The 24,169-nt window shown below is 63.8% G+C and carries 20 protein-coding genes; 6 read left to right on the top strand and 14 right to left on the bottom strand.

Annotated elements, in window-relative coordinates:
- Positions 1 to 11: 11 nt before the first annotated feature.
- Genes ACLIMP_RS18535 through ACLIMP_RS18525 form a run of 3 tightly spaced genes read right to left on the bottom strand, consistent with a single transcriptional unit; the run spans position 12 to position 3,800 of the window.
- On the bottom strand, positions 12 to 632 hold the full coding sequence (locus ACLIMP_RS18535) for a TetR/AcrR family transcriptional regulator (protein WP_443478787.1): 621 nt from the start codon (positions 630 to 632) through the stop codon (positions 12 to 14).
- Positions 629 to 2,287 carry a carboxylesterase/lipase family protein gene (locus ACLIMP_RS18530; protein WP_443478786.1) on the bottom strand — a complete coding sequence of 553 codons (1,659 nt, stop codon included), beginning with the start codon at positions 2,285 to 2,287 and terminating at the stop codon, positions 629 to 631. The genes ACLIMP_RS18535 and ACLIMP_RS18530 overlap by 4 nt, the downstream gene beginning before the upstream one ends.
- Positions 2,288 to 2,309: 22 nt before the next feature.
- Positions 2,310 to 3,800, bottom strand: coding sequence for an LVIVD repeat-containing protein (locus ACLIMP_RS18525; RefSeq protein WP_443478785.1), 1,491 nt, complete (start codon positions 3,798 to 3,800; stop codon positions 2,310 to 2,312).
- Positions 3,801 to 4,039: 239 nt separating this feature from the next.
- Between ACLIMP_RS18525 and ACLIMP_RS18520 the strand changes: the two genes are divergently transcribed.
- Positions 4,040 to 5,716, top strand: coding sequence for an AMP-binding protein (locus ACLIMP_RS18520; RefSeq protein ID WP_443478784.1), 1,677 nt, complete (start codon positions 4,040 to 4,042; stop codon positions 5,714 to 5,716).
- Between the two features lie 20 nt (positions 5,717 to 5,736).
- The gene (locus ACLIMP_RS18515) at positions 5,737 to 6,399 is read left to right on the top strand and encodes a nitroreductase (RefSeq protein WP_443478783.1); all 663 of its coding nucleotides are present in this window, start codon (positions 5,737 to 5,739) and stop codon (positions 6,397 to 6,399) included.
- A gap of 71 nt (positions 6,400 to 6,470) precedes the next feature.
- Here the strand turns inward: ACLIMP_RS18515 and ACLIMP_RS18510 are convergent, their stop codons facing one another.
- Genes ACLIMP_RS18510 through ACLIMP_RS18500 form a run of 3 tightly spaced genes read right to left on the bottom strand, consistent with a single transcriptional unit; the run spans position 6,471 to position 12,087 of the window.
- Complete coding sequence (locus ACLIMP_RS18510) at positions 6,471 to 9,560, bottom strand: efflux RND transporter permease subunit (RefSeq protein ID WP_443478782.1); 3,090 nt, start codon at positions 9,558 to 9,560, stop codon at positions 6,471 to 6,473.
- Positions 9,557 to 10,642 carry an efflux RND transporter periplasmic adaptor subunit gene (locus tag ACLIMP_RS18505; protein WP_443478781.1) on the bottom strand — a complete coding sequence of 362 codons (1,086 nt, stop codon included), beginning with the start codon at positions 10,640 to 10,642 and terminating at the stop codon, positions 9,557 to 9,559. The genes ACLIMP_RS18510 and ACLIMP_RS18505 overlap by 4 nt, the downstream gene beginning before the upstream one ends.
- Positions 10,639 to 12,087, bottom strand: a complete 1,449-nt coding sequence (locus ACLIMP_RS18500; RefSeq protein ID WP_185999508.1) for an efflux transporter outer membrane subunit — start codon at positions 12,085 to 12,087, stop codon at positions 10,639 to 10,641. Before ACLIMP_RS18500 ends, ACLIMP_RS18505 begins: the two co-directional genes overlap by 4 nt.
- A gap of 137 nt (positions 12,088 to 12,224) precedes the next feature.
- Here ACLIMP_RS18500 and ACLIMP_RS18495 point away from each other — a divergent pair, with 137 nt between their 5' ends.
- The 3 genes from ACLIMP_RS18495 (at position 12,225) to ACLIMP_RS18485 (ending at position 15,775) form a co-directional block, all read left to right on the top strand.
- Positions 12,225 to 12,854: a TetR/AcrR family transcriptional regulator gene (locus ACLIMP_RS18495; protein WP_054435515.1), complete on the top strand. Its 630-nt coding sequence runs from the start codon at positions 12,225 to 12,227 to the stop codon at positions 12,852 to 12,854.
- A gap of 333 nt (positions 12,855 to 13,187) precedes the next feature.
- Positions 13,188 to 13,763, top strand: coding sequence for a lipid-binding SYLF domain-containing protein (locus ACLIMP_RS18490; protein WP_185999507.1), 576 nt, complete (start codon positions 13,188 to 13,190; stop codon positions 13,761 to 13,763).
- 434 nt (positions 13,764 to 14,197) lie between these two features.
- A complete protein-coding gene (locus ACLIMP_RS18485) occupies positions 14,198 to 15,775 on the top strand; it encodes a DUF389 domain-containing protein (protein ID WP_443478780.1) in 1,578 nt (525 codons plus the stop codon).
- A gap of 92 nt (positions 15,776 to 15,867) precedes the next feature.
- Here ACLIMP_RS18485 and ACLIMP_RS18480 read toward each other — a convergent pair whose 3' ends face one another.
- On the bottom strand, positions 15,868 to 17,037 hold the full coding sequence (locus ACLIMP_RS18480; protein WP_443478779.1) for an extracellular catalytic domain type 1 short-chain-length polyhydroxyalkanoate depolymerase: 1,170 nt from the start codon (positions 17,035 to 17,037) through the stop codon (positions 15,868 to 15,870).
- Positions 17,038 to 17,293: 256 nt separating this feature from the next.
- Between ACLIMP_RS18480 and ACLIMP_RS18475 the strand changes: the two genes are divergently transcribed.
- Positions 17,294 to 17,746, top strand: a complete 453-nt coding sequence (locus ACLIMP_RS18475; protein WP_054435547.1) for a PA2169 family four-helix-bundle protein — start codon at positions 17,294 to 17,296, stop codon at positions 17,744 to 17,746.
- 41 nt (positions 17,747 to 17,787) lie between these two features.
- On the opposite strand, the gene ACLIMP_RS18470 is transcribed toward ACLIMP_RS18475, so the two are convergent.
- The 7 genes from ACLIMP_RS18470 to ACLIMP_RS18440 are packed head-to-tail and all read right to left on the bottom strand — an operon-like array spanning position 17,788 to position 24,122.
- Positions 17,788 to 18,636: a glycosyltransferase family 2 protein gene (locus ACLIMP_RS18470; RefSeq protein ID WP_443478778.1), complete on the bottom strand. Its 849-nt coding sequence runs from the start codon at positions 18,634 to 18,636 to the stop codon at positions 17,788 to 17,790.
- Positions 18,633 to 19,223, bottom strand: coding sequence for an SAM-dependent methyltransferase (locus tag ACLIMP_RS18465; RefSeq protein ID WP_443478777.1), 591 nt, complete (start codon positions 19,221 to 19,223; stop codon positions 18,633 to 18,635). The genes ACLIMP_RS18470 and ACLIMP_RS18465 overlap by 4 nt, the downstream gene beginning before the upstream one ends.
- Positions 19,224 to 19,225: 2 nt before the next feature.
- On the bottom strand, positions 19,226 to 19,897 hold the full coding sequence (locus ACLIMP_RS18460) for a PIG-L deacetylase family protein (RefSeq protein WP_292635961.1): 672 nt from the start codon (positions 19,895 to 19,897) through the stop codon (positions 19,226 to 19,228).
- A complete protein-coding gene (locus tag ACLIMP_RS18455; RefSeq protein ID WP_443478776.1) occupies positions 19,894 to 21,027 on the bottom strand; it encodes an acyl-CoA dehydrogenase family protein in 1,134 nt (377 codons plus the stop codon). Before ACLIMP_RS18455 ends, ACLIMP_RS18460 begins: the two co-directional genes overlap by 4 nt.
- Positions 21,024 to 22,067 carry a glycosyltransferase gene (locus ACLIMP_RS18450; protein ID WP_443478775.1) on the bottom strand — a complete coding sequence of 348 codons (1,044 nt, stop codon included), beginning with the start codon at positions 22,065 to 22,067 and terminating at the stop codon, positions 21,024 to 21,026. Before ACLIMP_RS18450 ends, ACLIMP_RS18455 begins: the two co-directional genes overlap by 4 nt.
- On the bottom strand, positions 22,064 to 22,990 hold the full coding sequence (locus tag ACLIMP_RS18445; RefSeq protein ID WP_443478774.1) for a glycosyltransferase: 927 nt from the start codon (positions 22,988 to 22,990) through the stop codon (positions 22,064 to 22,066). Before ACLIMP_RS18445 ends, ACLIMP_RS18450 begins: the two co-directional genes overlap by 4 nt.
- On the bottom strand, positions 22,983 to 24,122 hold the full coding sequence (locus ACLIMP_RS18440) for a glycosyltransferase (RefSeq protein WP_443478904.1): 1,140 nt from the start codon (positions 24,120 to 24,122) through the stop codon (positions 22,983 to 22,985). The genes ACLIMP_RS18445 and ACLIMP_RS18440 overlap by 8 nt, the downstream gene beginning before the upstream one ends.
- Positions 24,123 to 24,169 lie beyond the last annotated feature (47 nt).

Below are 24,169 nucleotides of genomic sequence, written 5' to 3'. Positions count from 1 at the left end.
TTTCGTTGTTCCTAGGACATCCCGCCGGCAAGCCTGCCGCGGGACAGTACGGGTTCGAGCGCCTTGTCCCACTCGGCAGCAACGTCGAACCCGCGCACCTGGCGGAGCCATTGCTGGGCAAGCCCCTGCATCAACGCCATGATGTGCCGGCTGTTGGACACAGGTTCGCCGATATAGGGGGTGAGCAATTGCGTCAGGAGTTCAAGCGCCAACTGCTCGCGATTGCGAAACCAGTCATGCGCCGCATGCCCAACTTCCAGCGATTCCGCCTGCAGGAGCAGCACGAAACGCGTGATGACAGGGTCCGCCACCGAACGGCGAAACATCTGCCGCATCAGTTCGACGATCGATTGCCAGGCCAGTGCCGGCTCTCCCTGCGCCTGTTCCACCGCCTCGATCAAAGGCATGACCGCCGCACTTTCGCGCGTCTCGATCGTCTCCAGAACCGCGAGAAGAAGGTCTTCCTTGGACTTGAAGTAATAGAGAAGGCCCGCACCGGACATCCCGCAGCGATCGGCAAGGCCGTGGACCGTCAGGCCATGAAATCCAAGCTCGGCAAACATTCCGATGGCGTTCTCGATGATGGAGGATCGCCGCTCCTGAGGATTTGCGCGACCTTTCCGCTTTGTCATGCACGGCCTCTCGCAACCGGGCTGCGCGCGACCGGGTCGGGATCGTTCACCAGATGCGGCACGACATCGAAGATCATGTTCGGGCGTGAGCGGGCGTTGTAGCGCGGCCAGTCAAGGTGCCTGCCGGAAGGCTTTCCGGTTTTCGCAAAATCGAGCCATGCCGCCATCATCACATCGCAAAGCGCATCGACTTCGGCCCCCTCGCCGATGAAACCGACCGGAACCTTGGTTCCGAATACGAGCGGGACTTCGGTACCGTGGGGACTGCGCAGCAGGCGATCGACCACACGGGGTTCGTAGTCGATCCGGTAGAGGTAAACCGGCGCCGCATTTTGCGCCGACTTGCGGTCCGCCATTGCGATAGAATCCGAACGGAACAGTCTGTCCGTCATCATCGATGTCACCAGGTAGCTCGGATCGTCCTTGGGATAGGCGGCGCGATAGGCATCGAACGATGCCGCTCCGCGATCACCGAGAACCGCCGCAAAGCGCGCCCGGGCATGGTCTTCGCTCATTGCGCCAAGTTCGGGATCGCTGGCCATGAAGAGCGTGGCCTCATCCTTCGCCGAACCCAGCATGAGCGGCACGTTTCTGGAGATATCGGTAGCTGCAGGGTCGAACGGATCGGCAAGGATGGAGCGGCCATCGACAATCGGCGCAAGCGTTCCCGCCGCAAGCCCTGTCCCGGCTGATGGCAGGCGGACCGCAGAAGCCGCCGCGATCACCTTCTGGCGGTCCACCTTTTGCAGTGCGTGAACATCGGATCCGGAAATGCCGAGGCGAGCGATAGTCTGTCCGGCGATTTCCTCGGCATCGGCCTTGGTGACGAGCGAGACGATCGGGCCGCTCATCGCAATCGCCTTGTGGAATAGTCCGCTCGCCGGGCCCATACCCAGCAATGTGGAAACTTTGGCCCCGCCACCGCTTTGCCCGAAGATGGTGACGTTCTCCGGATCACCGCCGAACGATGCGATATTGTCCCGCACCCATTCCAGCGCGAGCACAATGTCGAGCATCCCGACATTGCCGCTGTCTGCGAAATCCTCGTGCAAGCCGCCGAGATAGAGAAAGCCCATGGCATTGAGGCGATGATTGAGCGAGACGAACACGACATCGCCACGCCGGGCAAGCTCGCTGCCGTCTGTCATCGGGTCCAGCCCGGACCCCATCGCGAAGGCGCCGCCATGGAGCCAGACCATCACCGGGCGCTTTCTCGCGGAAGAAGCGTCCGGCGTGATGACGTTGAGGACAAGGCAGTCCTCGCTCTCCGCAAGCTGGGCATTGGTCAGATTGGCGACTGCCATCACCACCGAAAGGCCTCTTGCGCGGGGATCGACCTTACCCATGATCCCCGGCAGAGTGATCACGCCCTGGGGCGCCTTGTGGCCCAGGGCATTGCAATCACGCACGCCGGTCCAGGGCGCGGGAGCGGTCGCGGGCTGGAATCTCCGCAATCCGGTGTCGCTTCCATAAGGAATCCCCAGGAAACGGGATACACCGCCTGCGCGCGTTCCCCGCACCTTTCCCGAGGTCGTCTCGACCGCACCAGTCGGAGCCTGTTCACCGGCACCTGCCATGCCCGGCAAGGTCAATCCCACCGCGCCGGCAAAAGCAGCACCCAGCACTCCGCGTCGATCCCAGATATCTTGGTCCATGCCGACATACATCCCTTCCCGATCATCGCGCGCGGCGCGGCATCGACAGCCCCAGCGATTTGCGCAGCTGCGGCTTAAGTGCGATCACGTAGAAGCCGCTTGCGTTGCAGGCGAACCAGATCTGCCCGCTATCCTTCACAAAATGGACATGCGACATGCAGGGATCGCCGGGCTTGAAATAGGCGATCTCGCGAGGGTCGGCGGGATTGCGCAAATCGGCGATGCGAAGTCCGGCATACATGAACGGGAACAGGCCCAGCGTCGTATTGTCGGCGTCATCCACATCCTGGAAGTGCGTGGACGCCGTCCCGGCCCGGCCCACGATCCCCCCGGTGGCCTTCTCTATGGGGTTGGGCGACGGGCAGTTCTCCTGACGGTTCATCGCAAGCCGGAATTCGCCTACGATTTTCGGATTTCTGTCATCCGCGATGGACGTGATGCGCGGCCATGCCCCCGGACAGGCGCCGAGTTCGCCGGCATTCACGATATAGGAAACGCCCGCGATACGGGCACGAACAGGGGAATGCCACCCGGCATGCGGGGCCGCGCCGACCAGCCGGAGCCTGGGATCGGGCTTGCCTTGCGCAAAGTCGCTATTGTCGAAAATGAACAAGCCTCCGGCATCCTGGCCCACCGCTGCGGGCGAAGGGAGGCCGGGCTTGGAACTGCGAAACTCGTGTTCCGCATCCGCCCCCTGCGAGGTCGTGACACCGACATAGATGCGCGAACCATCGGGGCTGAACACAAGCTCGTGCGGCGCGAACTGGAAGCTGGTGCCATCGGGACGCGTCGCCTCGAACTTGCCGACGAACCTGGGCCTGGCGAGATCGGAAATATCCATGATCTGGATGCCGCCAGCCCCCGTGAAGGGGTTGAGAACGGTTCCGTATATGAACCGTCCGTCCGGCGAAATCGTGATCGTATGTACAGCCTCAGGCCACTTCACTTCCGATTTGAGCTGGGGGTCCGCACAGGCATGAACATCGTAGACCGACAGCCACCCCTCCTCCTGCTCCCCCATTCCGGCAACGCCGCCATAAGTGCTGGCAGCCAGGATGGCCTTGTCCTTTGTCGTCAGGGCATTCAGGGTTTCGGTCGCGTAAATGGCGCCCTTGTCCTGCAGATAGCGGACCGTCTTGGGAGCGGTGGGTTTGCTTACGTCGATCACGGCGACCCCCGATGTCGCATCGACGGGAAGCTTGAGCAGTTGCCCATCGGGCTTGATCGTCATGCCCGAGGCGACATAGGCGCACGAACCGGACCACGCCATGGCCAGGTTGCCCGTTCTCCCTCCAATGTCGGAATGCCCGACGACATCGACGCCTTTCGAGTATGGCACGGCCAGCACCTTGCCCGCCTCGGCCTCCATGGTCTCGCCCTGCTTGCCCGGTTCCGGACGGTCCACAGTCGAAGCCGCCTCAACCGCCTGCCACGAAACAGCCCCGCAGCCGGCGAGTAGGAGAAGACCAAGCGCCCTGCCGGTCGCATGTGCCCTGGATTTCATTTTCGGCATGTCCCCCGTCTCCTCATCCGGCGGCGCAAGCCGCTTGGACGCGCATCTCCGGACCCATATCTTATGACGTGGTCCGCTTTTCGCGCATTATCTACTGAATGTTTAGTATGATTTTTCGCCTTGGCAAGCCCGGCCTTGATTATTACCGATCGTTCGGTAGGCATAAAATTAGAGCGCGGTTCCGAAGGCGCAGTTCCACCTCAACCCGCACTCAGCGCCGGCGATCAAGGAGCGGACGAATGCAGTCAGTCAACGACAATTCGGCGATCGAGGCCAGCCATGTTGCCGCTCATGATCGCGTAGCCGAGCTTCGCGCCATCTACGACAGCAGGGACGCCAGCGCGGCATGGCTGCTTTGCGACCAATGGGGTGAAAGCGCTGTCGCATATCGGGTAATTTCTCCCGACCTGAGCGCCGAAGACATCACTTACGGCGAATTGCGGCGGGAATCCGAAAGGTTTGCTGCCGCTCTTTTCGAGCTCGGCCTCCGTCCCGGAGACCGGATCGCCACGCTGATGGGCAAGAGCCGCGAATACCTGGTCACCTTGCTTGGAATATGGCGGCTCGGGGCCGTTCACGTTCCCCTGTTCACGGCCTTCGCGCCATCGGCGATCGCCATGCGTCTGAACGGAAGCAGGGCCCGCGCGATCGTCTGCGACGAAGGTCAGCGGGGGAAACTTTCGGCTGAGGGCGATGTCGCCATGCCCTCGTCGCTTCTCGTCATCAGTACTGGCCAGCCCGGTCAGGAGGGCTACAGCTTCGCCGGCATAACGGAGCAACACGAACCCGGCTTTCCGGCCGCAACACTCGGCCCGGACGCACCGCTCATCGAGATCTACACCTCCGGAACCACCGGAGATCCCAAGGGTGTGGTCGTGCCACTGAGAGCTCTTGCGGCATTTCGTACCTATGCTGAGTTCGGCCTGGGGCTCCGAAGCGACGATGTGTTCTGGTGCGCGGCCGACCCGGGATGGGCCTATGGGCTCTACTTCGGCATCCTCGCGACATTTTCCACGGGAACCCCCAGCGTCCTCCTCCAAGGAGGCTTTGTACCGGAAACCACGATGGAAATCCTGTTTCGCGAACAGGTAACGAATTTCGCGGCAGCCCCCACCGTCTACCGGGCACTTCGCTCCGCCGATCTTGTCGTAAGCGGACCGCTTCGGCTGCGCTGCGCTTCCAGCGCCGGTGAGCCGCTTACCCCGGAGGTCAATCTCTGGGCCAGAAGCGTGCTGGGCGTGACGGTACACGACCATTACGGACAGACCGAAGCCGGAATGCTCATCAACAATCACCACCATCCCATGCTTCATCATGACGTAAGGCCCGGTTCGATGGGACATGCGATGCCCGGCTGGAAGGCCGTCATCCTCGATCCGGAAAAGGATGTGGAACTCGCGCCGGGTCAGGCAGGGCGCGTGGCGATGAAGGTCAGCGAAAGCCCGCTGATGTGGTTCACCGGTTATGACGGCGATTCCGCGAAAACAGCCGGAAAATTCACCGCTAACGGGGAATACTACCTGACCGGTGACAACGGTCTCGTCGATGAGGACGGATATTTCCGCTTTTCAGCGCGCGAGGATGACGTCATCATCATGGCAGGTTATCGCATCGGACCTTTCGAGGTCGAAGCGAGCATGTCGACGCACCCCGCCGTCGCAGAGGCCGCCGTCATCGCCGTTCCCGACGAAGTCAGGGGCGAAGTCATCGAGGCCTATGTCGTCGTCAAGGACGGCACAGTCTCCTCCCCGGAATTGGCGAAGGAAATACAACGATGGGTCAAGACGCACTATGCAGCCCACGCATACCCGCGCGCGATCCATTTCATAGGCGCCCTGCCCCGGACGCCCAGCGGCAAGATCCAGAGATTCATGCTCAAGCAGCGCAGACTGGAAGAATTGGGCGTTCGGGCGTGATTGCGCTACCGGAGAGCGGCATGGATGCCATCGAAGCCATAAGCGGCCGCCGCTCGATTCGCCGTTTTCTGCCAGATCCGGTGGCGGAAGACACGATCCGGGAAATCCTGGACATCGCCGCAAGAGCGCCATCCGGCACGAACATCCAGCCGTGGCTCGTCCACGTGACGACCGGCGCGGCGCTGAGAAAGCTGAGCGAGGCGGTCATTCACGCGGCGAAGAGCGGTGAGCGAAGCCTCGAATACAACTACCTGCCGCCCGCGATGAAAGAACCCTATATGTCGCGCCGCAGGGCGATCGGATATGCGCTCTACGAAAAGTACGGGATCGCGCGGGACGACCTTCCTGCCCGCGAAGCGGCGATGCTGCGCAATTTCGAGTTCTTCGGTGCACCGGTAGGTCTCTTCTTCACGATGGAGCGCGAGATGGCCCTCGGCGCGTGGCTCGATTGCGGCATGTTCATGCAGAACGTCATGATCGCCGCGCGGGCTCGAGGCCTCGAAACCTGCCCCCAGCAGGCGTGGTGCGACTTTGGCGCAGTGGTCCACCACCAATTGAACATTCCGCAGGACCATATCATCCTGTCAGGCATGGCACTGGGGCATGCGGACTCGTCCGCGACCGAGAACGGCCTTGTCAGCGAACGTTTGTCCTCAGCCCAGTTCACGACCTGGCACCGGTAGGCGGCGTGGACAGATCCGGCCCCATCGATCTTCGAGGTAAAATGGCTCCGTTTTCAGTTTAGGGCCTAGGGTCAGGCGGGCTTCCGCATATCCTGCGGCTCGGGCTGGGTTACCAGTCTCGCAAGCCAGGGACGCAGGCGCTGCTCGAATGAATCGACCAGTTCGTAGATCACCGGCACCAGCACAAGCGACAGCAGGGTCGAACTCAGGATGCCGCCAATGACGGCAATCGCCATCGGCTGGCGGGATTCCGATCCCTCGCTGATGGCAAACGCCGTCGGCAACATTCCCGCGATCATCGCAATCGAAGTCATGATGATGGGCCGGGTTCTTTGCGCGCAGGCCTCGATCAAGGCCTCCCTCATCGGTTTTCCGTCCCGTTCGGCCTCTATCGCGAACTCCACGAGCAGGATCGAATTCTTTGCGCACAGTCCCATCAGCATCAGCAGACCGATGAGGACCGGCATGTCTATTGCGAAGCCCAGCAGGCGCAGGGCCGCAAAGGCACCGAGCAGGCTGAGTGGAAGAGCCCCCATGATGACCGCCGGCTTGAAGAACCCGCGGAACAGCAGGACCAGCACGGTATAAGTCAGGCCCACCCCGGCAAACAGCGCCAGGATGAAGCCGACGAACATCTCTTCCATGATCTGCGTCGTGCCTTGATGCGCTTCGTGGATGCCGGCGGGCAGCTTCTTCATCGTCGGCAAAGTGCGAACGTCGCCCATGGCCGACCCGATCGCTTCGCCAACGCCAAGATCCGCCTCCACGCTGACACGGCGTTCGCGATTGTATCGGATGATCTTTCCGGGTCCGGCCTGAAAATGGATATCCGCAACAGCCGAGAGAGGCGCTGTATTGCCGTCCCTCGTAGGAACCCGCAATTCGGAGATCCCCGAAAGGCTGCCCCGCATCGTTTCCGGCAATCGCACACGGATCGGCAACCGCTGTTCGCCTTCCGAGAATTTGGCCACCGATGCGTCGATATCGCCGATCGTCGCGATGCGCACGGTATTGGCGAGGGTCGTGGTGTCGACATTCAGCCGGGCGGCCTCATCCGGCCGCGGCGTGATGACAAGTTCCGGCCCCGGCGCCGAGGGGCTCAGGCGCGGATCGGCAAGAGAACGAAGCTTGCGCATTTCCCGCAGCAATTGCGACTGCGTGCGCTCGAGCGCCGCTCCGTCAGCGCCCGCGATGACAACCGAGACAGCCGCTTGCCCGAAATTACCCTGATTATGGAATCGCGCCTCGGGAATGACACGGAGCTTGGGGCCGATCCGCGCCTGGAATTCCTCGGATGTTTCCGAGCGATCGCGGCGCAGGAGCACTGTCAGCGTCCCGTCGGTAAGGTCCGCCCCTCCGCCGCCAAGGCTGCCCCCCGTCGAACCGACCTGGGCGAACACGTTTTCGACATCAGGCTCGCCCATGAGGATGGTTGTCGCTTGCTGGACCGCACGGTTCATATCCTCACGCGTCGCGCCGGGCGCGCCTTCCACCGCCACATAGACGTAGTTCCGGTTCTGGGTTGCCTGAAAACCGATCTGAAGCGTCGCGGCGATAGCAATGGCCAGAACAAAAAGTCCGACACCGATGCCGGCGCACAGTTTCGGGCGGGCCAGCGCCCAGGCCAGCGCCCGCTCGTGCCGCGGATCCAGCTTGCCTCCGGCCACGGCGGAATTGCGCAGGTGGTGCGGCCTGAGGAAATAGGCCGCCATGAGCGGCGTCAGCAAACGGGCGACAACCAAAGAGAACGTCACCGCAGCCGCGACGGTGAGGCCGAATTCCTTGAAGAACTGCCCCGCCTGGCCGGGCATGAGCGAAACCGGCGCAAATACGGCAATGATCGTCGCGGTCGTCGCGATCACGGCAAGTCCGATGGCATCGGCCCCGACCAATGCGGCCTGATACGGACTTTCGCCCTTTTCGATGCGCTTCTCGATATTCTCGATTTCCACGATCGCATCGTCGACGAGAATGCCGATAACAAGCGTGAGAGCCAGCAGGGTGATGCCGTTCAGGCTGAAACCCATCGCCGCCATGTAGATGAATGTCGGCACCAGAGAGAGCGGCATGGCCGCCGCTGCGATGGCTGTCGCTCGCCAGTCGCGCAGGAACAGGTAGACCACCACGATTGCGAGAATGACGCCTTCGATCAGCACATCGAAAGTCGCGTGGAAACTCCTGCGCGTGAGGTCTGCGGTGGAAACGATCTTCTCGAATTTGACGGCAGGATGCAGCTGCGAAAGATGCTCGACCGCCTTTTCCACGCCGTCCGCCACCGTGACATCGCTCGCCTCGCTGGTCTTGGAGACCTGGATGGCGACCACCGGCCTGCCGTCAAGCCTTGCGAAACCGCGCACCTCGCCCTGCCCGTCGCCCACTTCCGCAACGTCGGAAAGCCGCACGTAACGGCCCTGGACAGGGATGGAGAGATTGCGGATCTGATCGATATCCTGCGCCGAACCGATCACCCGAACGGTCTGCTCTACCCCGCCCACGTCCGAACGGCCGCCCGGTGCATCGGTATGAAAGCTGGCGAGCGCAGTATTGACCTGCGCGCTGGTTACGCCGAGGCCCGCCATGCGCTGCGGATCAAGGATCACGGTAATCTCGCGCTCCGCTCCGCCGATGCGCGAAACCTGCCCGACACCCGCTTCGGCCTGCAGCGTACGCGTGGCCTCGTTATCGATGAACCACGCCAGTTGGGTATCGCTCATCCCAGGTGCGGAGACGGCGTAAGTGACGATCGGCGCACTATCGAGGTCGACGCGCTGAACCGTTGGCGGATCGATGCCGGTGGGCAGTTCCACCCGCGTACGCTCCACGGTCGTTCGCACGTCGTCGGTTGCCTTCTGCAGATCGCTGCCGAGTTCGAATTCGAGTGAGGTTACTGAAGCCCCAAGCGTCACCGTAGAGGAGATGTTCTTGATGCCGGGAACACCGGTGAGCGCGTTCTCGATCGGGCGGGTGACCTGGTTCTCCATTTCGGTAGGCGCGGCCCCGCTCTGGGTTACGGTAACCGTGACGATAGGCAGGTTGACGTTGGGAAACTGCTTTACCGGCATCCGCAGGTAAGCGACCGTCCCTGAAATCGTCAGGAGAATGAAGAGAAGGGCAACGGGAATGGGATTGCGGATCGCCCAGGCCGATATGCGAAGGTTCATCGAACCGCTCCTGCAATCCGTACGGTATCGCCATCGAGCGTGAAGGAAGCGCCCTTTACCGCCACCCGCGTACCTTCAGGCGGACCTTCCCTGAGTTCGACAAGATTGTCGGCGTGGCGACCGGTGCGAACGGCCTGCCGATGAACCCGCGTGTTGCCATCGATGACCATGACACTGGCCCCATCGGCATCGTAGCGAACGGCACTTTCGGGCAGCGTGGCCACGCGGACCGGCCGCACGAACGTCGCCTTGGCAAAGCCGCCCTGTCGCAGTTCGCTGTCCACCGGCAATGCGATACGGGCTATGACAAGACCCGTGGTCGTGTCCACTCGCTCGCCGATCAGGCGTACGGTGCCCTGGAGCGTTCGGCCGGAGGCAAGGATGACCCGAGCCGGGTCGCCGACGTGTATTTCCGTTGTCGAGGCTTCCGGCAGCTCCGCGTAAAGCTCCATCAGGTTGTCCCGCGCCATTGTGAAAAGCGCGGTTCCCGAGCTTGACGTGTCGCCGGGCCGGGCCGTGCGCTCAAGGACAAGACCGGCGGATGGCGCCCGGACGATAAGGTGCGCCTGACGGACCAGCAGGTCATTGAGTTGTGCCTGCGTCGCGGCCCGCGCGGCCCCGCTGTTGCGTGCCGCGAACTTCCGCGACGCTATCGCCTCGTTCGACAATACGCCCTGATTTTCAAGCCCATCGACCCGTGAAGCTTCCTGCCTTGCCTGCTCGAAGGCAACCTGCTGCTGAGCGAGCGTAGCGCGCAGTTGTGCGATCTGGGAAACGAGCAGGCTGTCGTCCAGTACGGCCAGCGTCTGTCCCTTCCGAACCAGAGCGCCTTCCTCGACCAGGACCCTTGAAATCCGATATCCGGCGAGATCGGCTGCCACAGCCGTCTCTTCGCGCGGCACAAGACGACCTGAAGCGGACAGACCGCCGTTCATCTCGCGCATCGATACACTTGCAGCGGTCACCACCTGCGGCGGCAAGGACTGGCGATTGGGCGCCTCGCCCTTGCACCCTGCCAGCATCGTCGCTGCCAGCAGCGGCGCAAGAGCAACCAGAACCGGCATCTTCGAAGTCATCATCATTGCGCTCCCTGCGCCTCGATTTTTCGCGCCTCTGCCGGCATGTCGGCGACCGGCTCCCATCCTCCCCCCATCGCGCGGACGGCAGCGACCGTGCCTGTAAGGAGCGCCAGCCTTCCGGCATCACGCGCAGCGCGCGCGGCGAGCCAGGTCTGTTCGCTCTGCAACAGGGTCGTGAGGTCGGTGAGGCCGTTCCGATAGCCGCGCGCGGCACTGTCATATGCCGAGCGCGAGCGGCGTTCCGCAGTCTCCAGATCGCCCATCCTCTGGCGATTTGCCGCCAGCCTGACCAGCGCGTTCTCCGTCTCGCCGAAGGCGTTCTGAACGGTCTGCTCGTAGCTGACGACGGCGGAATTGCCCCGAGCCTCGGTAACGCGCAATTGCGCCATCAAACGTGTGCGATCCAGCAGAGGGACCGCGAGACCGGCCGCCAGGGACCACAGCCCGGTGCCCCCGCCTGCTCCGCCAGTCGCTGCCGTCAGTCCGATGCCCGGGTCTATCGTGAAGCGCGGGAACAGCGCGAGCCGGTCGATCCGAACCCCCAGCGCCGCCGATTGCACCGCAAGACCTGCAGCAAGGACATCCGGCCGCCGGGCAAGCAATATCCCCGGCGTGGTCGCCGGCAGCACCGGCGGCGCAGCAAGGCTTGCCTCGATCGTGAGGCTGTCTGTGGCGGCGTCCGGCGTTCCGGTGAGGATGAGCAGCGATCGCTTTGCCGCCTGAAGCTCCGCTTCAAGCCGCGGAACTTCCGCGCGTGCTGAAGCCAGATCGCTTTCGAGGCGGTCCGCATCCTGCCCCGACGTCAGCCCGCGTCCCAGACCAATACGGGCGGATTGCGCCAGCCGTTCGGCGATTTCGAGCCGCTCACGCGCAGTGGCGAGATCGATTGCCGCACTTCGCGCATCGAACAGCGACGAAGCGACATCTGCCGCCAGCGCCAGTCTGGCCGCATGGAAATCGAGGCTGGAGGACGCGTACTCAACGTCTGCCTGTTCGCGCGTAGCGGCAAGGCGGCCGAAGAGATCGACTTCCCAACTGGGATAGAATGTCGCCTGCAGAGTGTCAGCCCCGCCTGCATTGACCCCATGGCCCCACAGCCTGCGAGTTCCCGTCTCGGTTGCCGTGGCCGCAAGATTACCGCTTGGAAGAGTACCCGCCCGCGTGACGGACCGGGTGGCGCGCGCTTCGGCGAGGCGGGAGGCTGCAAGCCGCGCCGTGGTGCTGCGGGCCAAAGCCGTCTCGACGAGATCGTTCAACTGCGGATCGGCAAACGCCGACCACCAACGGTCGAGCGGAAATTCCTGCAACGATGCCGCGGCCGTCGCCCCGCCCGCGAACGCGGCAGGCACGGCGAGATCGGGTCTCTGCAATTGAACCGAAGGCGCACAGGCGGACAGCACAGCCCCTGCGGTCACGAATGCCCCGATACCGACAAACCTCAGACCCATGGACGTGCCTTGCTCGCGATTCCCGTTTTTCCGGATGCGGCGGTACCAAGCGGCGATTAAATATACAATGGTGTTTCTTTAATGTTTGATACCGGATCGCGAAAACGGTTAAGTGCCTGCCAGGAGGCAGACATTCGATGACATCGCAGTCCAAGAGCGAACCGCGCGCAAAGGGGCGTCCAAGTCTGGAAGAGGCCGCCGCCATCGATCGGGCCATTCTGGACGCCGCGATCGCCGAATTGATCGAGCGCGGCGAGGCTGCCTCGCTAAACGCGGTGGCACAGGCCGCCGGATTGAGCCGCAAGACGGTTTACGCGCGCTATTCGAGCAAGAATCATCTGTTCGGAGAGGCGGTCCGGGAGGTTCTGCGCGGGGCTGCGCCGATCAGGTTCGACAGGACCGGCACTCTGGAGGACCGCATCGCCAAATATGTGGTCGCGGTGCTCGATCTCCTCGAACGCCCTGCCGCCAGGGCATTCCAGAAAGCGCTGTCCATGCACCCGGATGCGCTTGCCGAATTGCGCGGCGAACTGACGCAGGCTTCGCAGTCCATGTTCCTGGAACCGGCCCGGATCCTCCTCCAGGAAGCGCAGCAGATCGGCGAGATCGCCGAAGATGCGGACTGCAACCAGGCGGCGCAATTCGTTGTGTCGATCGTGGTGTTCAATCACCAGTTTCAGGTCGTACCCGAAGGCGCCCGGGAGTCCGCCTTATCCTTCGCATCGGGGATCGCCCGGCTGATCGTGCGCGGCCTCGCCCCGCGCTGACGCTCTTCACTGCAGACCCGCGCGAGATCCATGCCGGGACCGCGCCGCGCCTTGCCGATAAGGCCGGCTCGCTCCAACCGTGCTCGGGCGCGGCCCCCATCCTTGTGCGAACCATTGCCGGTAACCGGCCTCGATTGAGGGATCAGGGGCTGTCCTACCGCAACACCACTCCGAAATCTCGGTGTTAACCCCGATAGATCGCTTCCGGCGCCTCAGTCACCTTGCACACATGCGGCATGAGGAGTGTCGGTGCCTGTAATCGACATCGAGCATGCAAAACCGCCTTCCGTGCTCCTGCGGGTTTAACCGAGTTTTGTGGAAAAGGGACGAACCATGAGGATAGCTTATCAGCAAATCACGCGTCGCCTGGCAGTTCGCAGTGCAGTGGCAGTCATGCTGGCCCTGACCATTCCGGCCCCGGTTCTTGCAAGATCATCGGCATCGGATATCGAGGCGAAATCGCGAGCCGCCCTGCAAGAACTCTATGCCTCCAATCCCAAGGCGGCGGCCGTCGGCAAGCGCGCCAAGGGCATCATGATCTTTCCCCACATCATCAAGGGCGGGCTGGTGATTGCGGGAGCATCCGGCGACGGCGTGCTGCTCAAGAACGGCAAGGCCACGAAATTCTTCAATATTTCAAGCGCCTCAGTAGGATTCCAGATCGGCGCTCAGGGATTTGGCTATGCCCTGTTCATCATGAGCGACCAGAAACTGGCTGAGGTCTCGGACGGCACGAACTGGGATGCCGGCTCGGATACCGGCATCGCCCTTATCGACAAGGGTGCAGCGGCTTCGCTCGATACGGCCAGCCTGAACAAGGCGATCTACGCCTTCGTCTTCAGCCAGGAGGGATTGATGGCGGGCGTCAGCCTCAGGGGCAGCAGGATCAAGGAAATCCACCCGAAATGAGGGAACATATGCCTTCTTGCTGAAGGCCATGCCTGGCAGCGCAGGACGGGGCCCATCGAAGCGGCGTGTCGATGGGCCGGTAGTTGCGGCTGCGACATCGCCCTGATCGTCAAGGTAGAATGCCCGGGCAGCGCGGTGCCGATCGTGCCGAGGCTCACTGCCTGCATGCCGGGCAGGCTCGCGGCCATCTTGAGCACATCGGCTAGGTCCATCGGCGCGTGTCATAAGTGCGACATTGCAGCAATCCCCGAGAGCGATGTTGGCGATGCCCGCTTTCTCAAGGGCATCGCCTGTGTCAGAACGTGCTGCACGAACCCCTGGTAACCCGGTGCACGAGGCGCGTATTCGGGCCGCGCGCAGCGATGGTCAGCGGCAGCGAAACCGGATCGCACATCAAGGGTTCTTGCCTGGTGTAGCTGAGCCAAGAGGGGAGGATGCAGGGGGTGGATCAGTCAGCAAGTTGGGACAGGCATGTCATGCTGCGGGAGCGCTTTGAGCAGATAGCGCTCTATCGCTGGTGGCGGCGCTCCGTCGTCGGCCGGGTCGATCACGAAGCGGTGATGGCCCGCATAACCGAAGATAGCGGGTGGTCCCCGCGATATGCATTCATGGTGATGATGTCGGCGGGCATCGCCGTGCTCGGCCTGCTGCTGTCGTCTCCGGCGGTGGTGATCGGCGCAATGCTGATTTCTCCGCTGATGAGCCCGATCCTCGGGCTTGGCTTCAGCCTTGTTCTCTTCGATTTCGCCGAGATGCGCCGCTCGCTGACGGCATTGGCGGTGGGTGCCGTCACCGCAGTGGTCTTTACGGCGCTGATCGTCGCGATCTCTCCGCTGCAGGCGCCGACCAGCGAGATCATCGCCCGTACCCGGCCCAACCTGTTCGATCTTGCCGTGGCCCTGTTCGCGGCGCTGGCCGGGACTTTCGCCATCATCCGCGGCCGCGGGGACACCATCGTCGGCGTTGCCATCGCCACCGCGCTGATGCCGCCGCTGGCGGTCGTGGGCTACGGGCTCGCCACCTGGAACATGCCGGTGCTGGGCGGGGCCTTCGCGCTGTTCGTAACGAACTTCGTGACCATCGCGCTTTCCGCCACGGTGATGGCGCGTTTCTACGGCTTCGGGCATCACCTCAGCAGCCAGCAAAGCTGGACGCAGACGTTCGTGCTGCTGTTCGTCTTCGTCGCCATGGCCATTCCGCTGGGCATCTCGCTCAAGCAGATCGCAGGAGAGGCGGTGACCCTGAACCAGACCCGCTCCTTCCTGTCCGAGCGCTTCGGCGCCGATGCCCGCGTGGCCCAGCTCGACATGGACTTCGATGCCGACCCGGTGGTGGTGCGGGCCGTCGTCATCACCCCGCGCGACAGGATGCAGCGTAATGCCGCGCTCCAGAGCGACCTGACGGCAAAGCTGGGACGGCCGCTGAGGCTGCGGCTGGACCAGGTGCTGCTGGAAGCAGGCGCCGGCCCGATCGAAGCACAGCGCGAAGAGATGCGCCAGGCAGGCGACGCCGCCGCGATCGAGACCCAGCGGATCACCGGACTATCCCAGATGCTGGCCCTCACCGCAGGCATCGCACCTGACAGCGTGACCGTCGACCGCGATCATCACCGCGCCATGGCGATTGCCGAGCCCCTGCCCGGCGCTTCGCTCGCCACTTACCGTACGCTTGAACGCCGCGCCGCCGCGCAGGCGGACGGGTGGGACGTGGTGCTCACCCCGCCGCGCATAGCCTACCCGCCGATCGGATTCACCGGAACCGACGACACGCTGGACGCCCCGGCGCGGGAAGGCGTGCTGGTCACCGCATGGGCCGCGCGGCGCTGGAACGTGCGCAGGCTCGGTGTTCCGGGCCTGCCGGCGGATATCCCGGAACACCCCTCGCTCATCCAGCGCAGAGCAATCGCCATTGCCGCTCTGCTGCGGGAAAACGGCATCGAACCTGTCACCGTCACAGCCGCCGGAAGCCGGTTCGCCCTGCGGAACGTAGAGGAGGCCGGCGACGAGCCTTGATTGCCACTGCGGCCGGTTCCGCCGTCAAACGACTACTTTGGCACAAGCATCATTCCGATGGTTTTGCCAAAGCTGAACAGCGGCCGGCAGCGTCAAGGCATCAATCCGGCAGCGCGCAATGCATCCTCGATCACCTTGCGCACGGCGCCCTGTTTGTTGTTTGCCGGATGCGGGAGTGGCGCGGGGTAGATGGGGACCGCGCCAGTACTGCCGGCTTTGCTCAAGGAACGAGACCGCGCCAGATCCCGGCTTTCGGATAAGGTTGGCCCTGCCGCAGGTGCGAATATGCCCCGCGTCCTGTCGTCGGCAAGGCCCCAGAACATGCAAATTCGGTCCGTTGAGGAAATGCCCGCCTCCAACATAAAAGCGCCGCTCTTCCCGCATCCGTTTTCACCTGAAGTATCCAGAGGCGTGCCATGTGCCATTCCGGCTATCGAGTAAGCCTCCATCACCTCCCGCCCATCGGCGTCGCACCAGACGCGCCTTTGGTGCCCACCGATGTTCTCAATGCGATCGGGATGCGGACCGACCTCGTGAAGCGCCCCCCATTGGCCGAGGATGGCATCTGCATTGCACGCGCTGACGGTGGCATCGGCGCTGCCTTGCCAGACCGAAACCGAGGGCCAGGGTCCGTTGCATTCAGAGGCACCGCGAGCGAGCGAGGCCAGTTTCCCCGTTTCCGGAATGGCATGGCCGCGCATTCGGTCGAAAGCCTGGGGGACCGATGCAGCGCAGCCGTAGGCCAGCCCGGCAATGATGGCTCCGCCGGCAAATACCTCGGGATAGGTCGCGAGCATCACCGCTGCCATGGCGCCCCCCGCCGACAGACCTGTGACGAACACTCGGCCGGTGTCGATCGGATGATCGCTTTCGAAGGCCTGGATCATCTGGCGGATCGAGAGTGCCTCGCCGCAATTGCGACGGCTGTCGCCGGGTGAGAACCAGTTGAAGCAGAGGTTGGGATTATTCTGCCGCTGCTGTTCGGGGAACAGGAGCGCAAATCCATAACGATCCGCCATTTCCGACCAGCCGGACCCGATGTCGTACCCTGCTGCGGACTGGGTACATCCATGAAGGACGACGACGAGCGGTGCCTGCGCCGGAAGATTTTCGGGAATGTAGGTGTAGGCCCGAAGATCGCCCGGGTTCGAGCCAAAATCCTCCTTGGCCCTGAGCCGCCCCCTGCTTTCCGAAGGCACTTGGGACAGCGCATGTTCTCGAAAGGCGCTGAGCCGGGCGATCGTATCGGAAATATTGCGCATCGCAGAATTCCTTGTGCAAGTGGAGAGAACGTGGACGGAGCAAAACCCATCCTTGATTTGCTGCACTGCACAATACGTGGATCGAGATGATGGGATTGCAATCCGGCTGCGCCGCTCCGACGACCAACTTTCGGAAAAATCCGATTGATCCAGATTAGTATCGCAGTGTTCCCAGGGCCTTTGTCGACCTCGCGCCGTTGATACCTCGTCCCGGAGATTTTTCGTTCGGGCTGCCAACTTTTCGATAGGAACGACGATGCCCGATACCAGCCACGATATTTCGACCCTCAACAGCTTGATCGCAACCACGATCGACAGCGTCGACGGTTACACCGAAGCGGCCAAGGACAGCCAGAGTGGTCGCTTCGGCTCGCTATTCACGAGCCGTGCCAGCGAACGACGGGAAGTAGCGTCGCGCCTGCAGCAGGAAGTAACCCGGCTGGGCGGCAAGGCGGAGGACGACGGTACTGTCCTGGCCGGGGCACATCGCATGTTCCTGAACCTCAAGTCGACCATGACGGGCCAGGATGACAAGGCGATCATCAACGAAGTCGAGGCAGGCGAAGATCATATCAAAGCCAAATACGAAGATGCCCTGGGAGACCGCGAACTGTCGCCCGAAATCCTTCGGCTGATCGAGACCTGTTATGCCTCGGTGAAATCCGGCCATGACGAAATGCGCGACATCAAGCATTCGATGGAGCGCTGAAACAACGGACCGGCGAGGTCTGCCTCGCCGGTCCGGCCCGCTCAGTGGGAACGCCGGGAGCTGTCTGCCTGCGCCAATTCGTCGCAACTCGCTGGACGAAGGAGAGTGATGGCGTCTTCACTCAAGGCGACCAGACCCATTTCGGCGAACGCCTTCAGCCACCCCTCCATCGGCCATATGCCCCAGCGCCGATGGAACGTGCCGGCGTTGCTGACGATATCTTCGAGATGCTGCAGCGGCGGATCGAAAGTCTGATGGAATTGATGGAACGCGCCGGGCCCACCCATGAACAGGAGCGGCACCCCGGCGGCCTTCGCCCGAAACCCGAAGTCGGTATCTTCGGCGCCGTAGCCGACGAATTCCTCGTCGAAACCACCCAGCGCGAAGAAGCGCTGCCGCGTAATCCCGAAGACCAGAGACCATAAGAGTCCCGCATTATCCTCACTGCGCACCCCCTGCCCGGGAAAGCTGCGCGCCGGATGAGGCGCCGCGCGCTTGAAGAGATCCTGCTCGTCCCATTCGGCGCGCGCCTCGTCCGGACCAAGATAGAGCACTTGCGCGCAGACAAGGGCATTGTGCGAAGCCAGAACGCCTTGCACGGCGCGGATCAGCCCGCGCATGGGAATGCAATCGACATCGAGAAACAGCAGATGATCGCCACTGGCCGACCTGGCTGCGGCATTGCGAGCAGCTGCAAGAGGAAGCCGGCCGCCGTCCATCCACACGACACGCGCGGGAAATGGCAGGTCCTCCAAGACAACCGGAGAGTCGCTCCCCATGTCGACCACGATCAGTTCGTCCGGAAGGACACTGCTGCGCTGAAGTCCCTTGACCAGTTGCACCAGATGGCCCGGACGGTTCCTCACTATGGTGAGCACGCTCAGGCTCATGCTGCGCGGCGGCGCCACAGGTCCAGCCGGTAATTCGGGCATCGCTCCGCGGCGATCACGTCCATCGCCGCCGGAAGCGCATCTTGCAGCTTGGCCACGGCATCGTCGCCGCTTTGCGGGTAATCGGTCTCGCCCGTCCAATGGACCAACAGCAGGTCACCGCCGATTTCCAGATGAAGCCTGATCCATTCGGCGCTGCGCCGGATGTCCCGGTCCTCCCAGTAGTAGACGACCTCCGACAGGACCACGAGATCGAAAGCGTGGACAGGCGCCTGATGCGGGAAAGCCATTTCGGCGAAGGCGACATGTCCGTAAGGCGCGCAACGGGCGCTTGCAGCCATGAGGGCGGTGCCGCTGACGTCGATTGCCAGCAGTGACCCGCACTGCATGGCCAGCCTGCTGGTGAGAACGCCCTTGGCGCAACCGACCTCCAAGCCCTGCGCATAGACCCGCCCTGCCAGTGCGCTAAGGGTGTGATTGTACTTCGCTTGTTCGTACGGGCTGTTTTCGAGGCCCCACGGGTCTTCGTCACCCTGGAACATGCTTTCGAAATAGTCGCGGCCAAGGCTGGCCTTTGGACGTGTCATCCTTATCTCCGCACATACAGCGTATCGCGATCAGACATCCGCTGCCGCTCGGCGGGAAGCCGGAAGCCCGGACCGTGCGAAGCGGTGAGTTGACTGCGATGCGCACGCAAAGCATGGCGCCGCCGGCCCGGCAACATCGCTTCCGTGCGCACGGCGCGGAAGGATTGCGCACCGGGCGCATCGGCCCAGACAGTATATTCGGCCACGAGCAGGTTACGCTTCGCCATGGCCTGTGCCGCGTAGGCCAGCCGTGCCGCGGCGGCATGGTCGCAATGGGTTTCGTGCAACGCCGTCACGGCAACGGCATCGACCCTCAACCGCATGCAGAGCGCTGCCAACTTGCGAGCCGAGCGCAGAAAAGCCCGGTCTTCCGGTGCGGCGGGGGCAGCATCCTTCCAGCCCAGATGGAGCGGGTCGCGGCTTCGCCTGCGGACAAGACGGAAGAGGGCATGGGCGGCTTCGCGTTTGCGCGCGGACACGAGCCGCTGCTTGGGCGTGCCGTCGGCACCGTGCGAACCTGACCCATCGGTAAGATAGACCACACCCGCTAGCCGGCCATCGCCTGCCGTCTGGGCAATGAGCGCGCCGACGCCCAAAGTCTCGTCGTCGGGGTGCGGCGCCAGAACCAGCCATCGCTGGCGCCGCCAAGGCTGCGCGGATAGCAGCGCGCTCACCACAAGGTGTCCTGGTCGCCCCAGACGTCCTGATCCAGCCAGGCCAGCGCGGCCTGGTCTCGGGCATGGTCAGGCCCCGCCTGCCGCAGGTAGAGCGACAGGTCGCGGGTGATCTTGTCGATCCTTTGCCCCTCCATGGCGCTGCGCGTGCCGACGATTCGTGCCGCCAGTTCCATCATGTCGAAAGCGGCCCGCTCGACGACCCCGCGGGTCATCCTGACGAACGCCGGGCCGTCCTCATCCTCGCGCGCCGCACGCAAGGCGCATTCACGCACCCAGAGGTATGCCGTACGCACCGCCGCCACGGCATCGGCAAACCTGCCCCGCTGCAGGGGATCGCCCCGCGCGGTCTCCGTCATGGCGAGCCGTGTCTCGGCCAACAGGGCTTCCATGCCGCCCAGTTGCACGGCAGTGAAACGCCAGGCGCCTGTCGTAAAATGCGGCTCGCGCTCGTAGTCTCCGGCACTGCCCAGCAGATCCGGTTCCCCCACGACGACGCCCGCAAGATCGTAGAGCCCGCTGATGGTCGCCCGCATGCCCCGCACGCGCCATTGCGACACGTCGGCACGGGCCGGATCGTCGGCAGGTACAATCACAAGTTGCCGCAGCGCGCTGCCGGGAGCCTGTGCGGTCACGATCGCATTGGCGAGGCCGCCTGCCCCGCTGGCGAAGCACTTGCTGCCCTTGAGCGCATATGAATCGCCATCGCGGAAGGCGATGGAAACGCCGGGTTGCGGCTCGGTGGCCCACACACCGTAGAAGGCACCATGTTCCAGGTCGCGCCGCAGGCGAGCGTGCTGCCGAGCCGATCCGTACCACCCGAACAGTGCGAGCGCGTTGACGTGCCCCTCATAGAGCCGCCCAAGGCTAAGATCCGCCCGCCCGACGATGCGCAGCACATTCATCAGTGCAAACTGGCGATCCACGGCGTTCGGAAAAGTCAGGCCGCCGCTCGCCGGGGGAGCGAAATCGCAGTGCAGCCCCGCCGATACAAGGCAGCGGATGCTTTCGGCGGGAAAAGCCGGGGCCGCATCGTAGCCCGTGCCCAGATCGGCTAGACGCGAGGCGATCCCCCCTGCCCGTTCCACGGGACTAGCGGCACTCACCTTTGCAAGTGCGGATGACATCATGCGGCATGCTCCCGGCAAATCGTCGCGCCGAGCGCGAGCGTCGTCAGCCACGCCGCCGCCTTCTGCGCACCATTCGCATCGTGCAGACCGCGACGCACCTGTGAGGACAGGGCCAGCGCATGGCCGAGCAGCGCCGGCCATTGCTCGCCATGTGGCCAATCCGGAAGGACGATCGCCGCGCCCATCGCGTTCAGACCATCCGCCGTGGCCCATTGCTCTGCGAACGGGCGTTCTTCGGGAACACACACGAAGGGTCGGTCTGCAGCCATTACCGCGCAGACCAGGCCATCACCTGCCCCGCCGACGACCACGGCAGCACGGGCGATCTCGCATTCCGGCGCTTCGACCCATCCTGCGAATTCGAGGTTCGACGGAATGTTCGCAGGGAAGGAGGCCGGTCCGATGACCCGCCAATCCCACTCGGGGCACGCGCGCGCAGCTGCCGCCAGACGTTCGCCGTCACCCGGAGCACCGCCCCGACCGAAGACCGCCAGCACCCGGTTGTCCACCGCCGGTTCGGCGGCGGGGGCCGCGGTGATCCCCGGGAAATATCGGGTTTTGTCGCGCACCCAGGGTGGGGTGGCGGGCGTATCGAGAGCTTCGTGGAACGGCGCCAGAATGGCCGCCGCGCTCCGAAACGCTTCCAGGTGCGGACCGTCGTTACGCTCCCCATTCAGCCGCAGGCAAATGGTGGGAACCGAGGCCAGACGCGTCAGCATAGCCACTTCGACCGAGACGTCGACAACCATCAGCGCAGGCTGCTGGTCCGCAATCCAGGCCGCGATACGCGCCACGCGTGTACGCACGCCTGCATGGTCCAGCGGGGCGTAGTGAAGCGCTGCTGGCCGGCCGATTGCCTCATCCCGCCCATCGAAGCGGCCAGATGCGGGGCGGTCGTCTGGCAGGTCTATCCCTGACGCCCCGATTCCCGTCCCTATCAGGACCAGGGGCCATTCGAGCTTTGCCGCAATCGCCTCTGCACGCGCTCGGTGTCCGGCTCCGTGATGATGCACGTAGTAGCCGATGGGACGGGCGGTCATTCCCCCATCTCCAGCACCATGTCATGCGGCATCGGCGCGAGCGAAGGCTCCTGCTGGGCGATCAAGGCGTGCCCCCCGGGGCGAGCACGCAGCGTGCGGCGCCACACGGCGCGGTCGTGCCAGTGATGCAGTGCGGGCGCTCGGGGGAGCACACCGCTCGCAGCCTGGTCGAACAAGATCTGCATGGCCGCCGCCATCCCGCCTTCAGCCCGACCATCGCGGCGCGGGGAAACATGAGTGAAGACCTCCGCCGGATGGGCAAGGCGCGCTCCTTGTGCCAATGCGGCGTTCAAGAGGGCAACGTCTTCGCCTGCAGGCAGCAACGGCACGCCTCCGCACGGTTCATAGAGCGATGCCCGGATGGCCAGGGACGCACCGGTATGGTCGCCGTGGCGGGGCGCCGGATCCCAAGGCACCGGGTCTTCGGCATCCTCGATGGCGCGGACCTCGTGCCAATAGCGGTCCCACGCCGCACGCAGGCGCACCACGGATTCGGGGAGAGGTTCGTCCTGCTCGATCTCGATCCGCCCCCCCACGATATCCGCGCCGCGGTTAACGGCACTGGCGATCGCCTCCAGCCATTGGGGAGGTGGCCGGGTATCGGCATCGGTGCTGACCAGCACGCCGCGCTCACGGGCCGGAAGCAGGGCAAGACCAGTGTCCATCGCCAGGCGCCGCGCGGAGCCGGCGTGGGCCTGACCGGGGCCGAAGGTCACGTTTTCGACGTGCAGGAGCAGCCGTCCGGCATAACGCACACGAGCCTGCTCGATCACCGCAAGACTGCCGTCGTTCGTATTGTTGACCGCAATCGCCACGGGTATCGGTCGCTGCCAGGTCTGTGCTGCAAGCGCCGCAAGCAGGGTAGGCAGGCGTCCCGCCTCGTTGCGCGCGGGCACGCACACGCAGATATCCAGATCAGCCATGCCGCTCGCCACGGGCGGCGACTTGCGACTTCCTTGCGGGAACTGTGGATGGGACATCGAGGCGCATATTGCGAGCAGCGGCCCGTTCGATGCCTTTACGGTACAATGCTTCGTATTCATCGACCATGCGGCCCGCATCGCACATGCGTTCCGCCCGCCTGCGGCAAGCGCGCCGATCAAGCGTGAGCGCCTCACGCCCCGCGGCTGCAAGCGACGCCACGTCGTCAGGGATGGCCAGGACACCGCAACTTGCGTCGAGAATTTCCGGAACCGCCCCGCGCGCAAATGCCGCGACCGGCACCCCGCAGGCCAACGCCTCTGCCACGACCAGACCATAAGGCTCGTCCCACATCGGGGTGAACAGAAACGCGCGGGCTCCCCCGACCAGCCGTGCCAGTTCGGTATGATCCAGATGCCCCACGTGCAGGGTATCAGGGCCCAGTTCCGGCGCAATTCTCGCGCGGTAATAGTCCGGGTCCAGGATCGGCCCGGCTATACGCAGCGGCAGGCCGATCAGACGCGCCGCCTCGATGGCGAAATGCAGCCCCTTTTCCGGGACGATTCGGCCGTACCAAACCAGGTAGCCCGCTTGGTCGGAACGGGGATGGAAAGCGAACTTGTCGATGTCGATGCCGTTCAGGATCACCTCGTCCGCCTTCGCGACATGCTCCCATTGCTCTGCCACCGACTGCGACACGGCGACAAATGCATGGTCATCACCCGCGCACAACCGCACGCCGCTTTCCAGCCAGCAGAAGGGCGGCGTGTGCAAGGTGGTTACCATCGGCACTTCGAGCGTATCGGCCAGCGTCACCGGCAGGTAGTGCAGCGAGTTGTTGTGAATCACGTCAAAATCGCGCCGGCGCAACTCGCTCATCAGGCTGAGATAGGCGTGGTGTTCGCGGAAGAAGCCGATGTCCTTCGCTTCGGCCTTGCCGACATTGGCTAACGCCGTTTCGGTGCAGATCGCCTCAAGCCCGAGGTCCGGCTCCGAATGTGCCGAGGCGAACACCGTTACCGCATGCCCCCGCCCCCTCAAGGCGCGAGCGAGAAGATGCGTATGCATCTCCAGCCCGCCTGCGAAAGGCTCCACGATCGGGTAGCGCAGATGCGCGATGATACCGATCTTCAGAGGCGGGAGAACGGCCCGGCCATTGCCCGGCGACGGCGCGGTGCCGC

The organism is Novosphingobium aeonii, from assembly GCF_052279045.1.
Taxonomy (GTDB): Bacteria; Pseudomonadota; Alphaproteobacteria; order Sphingomonadales; family Sphingomonadaceae; genus Novosphingobium.
Note: the sequence above shows the minus strand (reverse complement) of the source record. Positions and strands in the feature narration are given on the sequence as shown.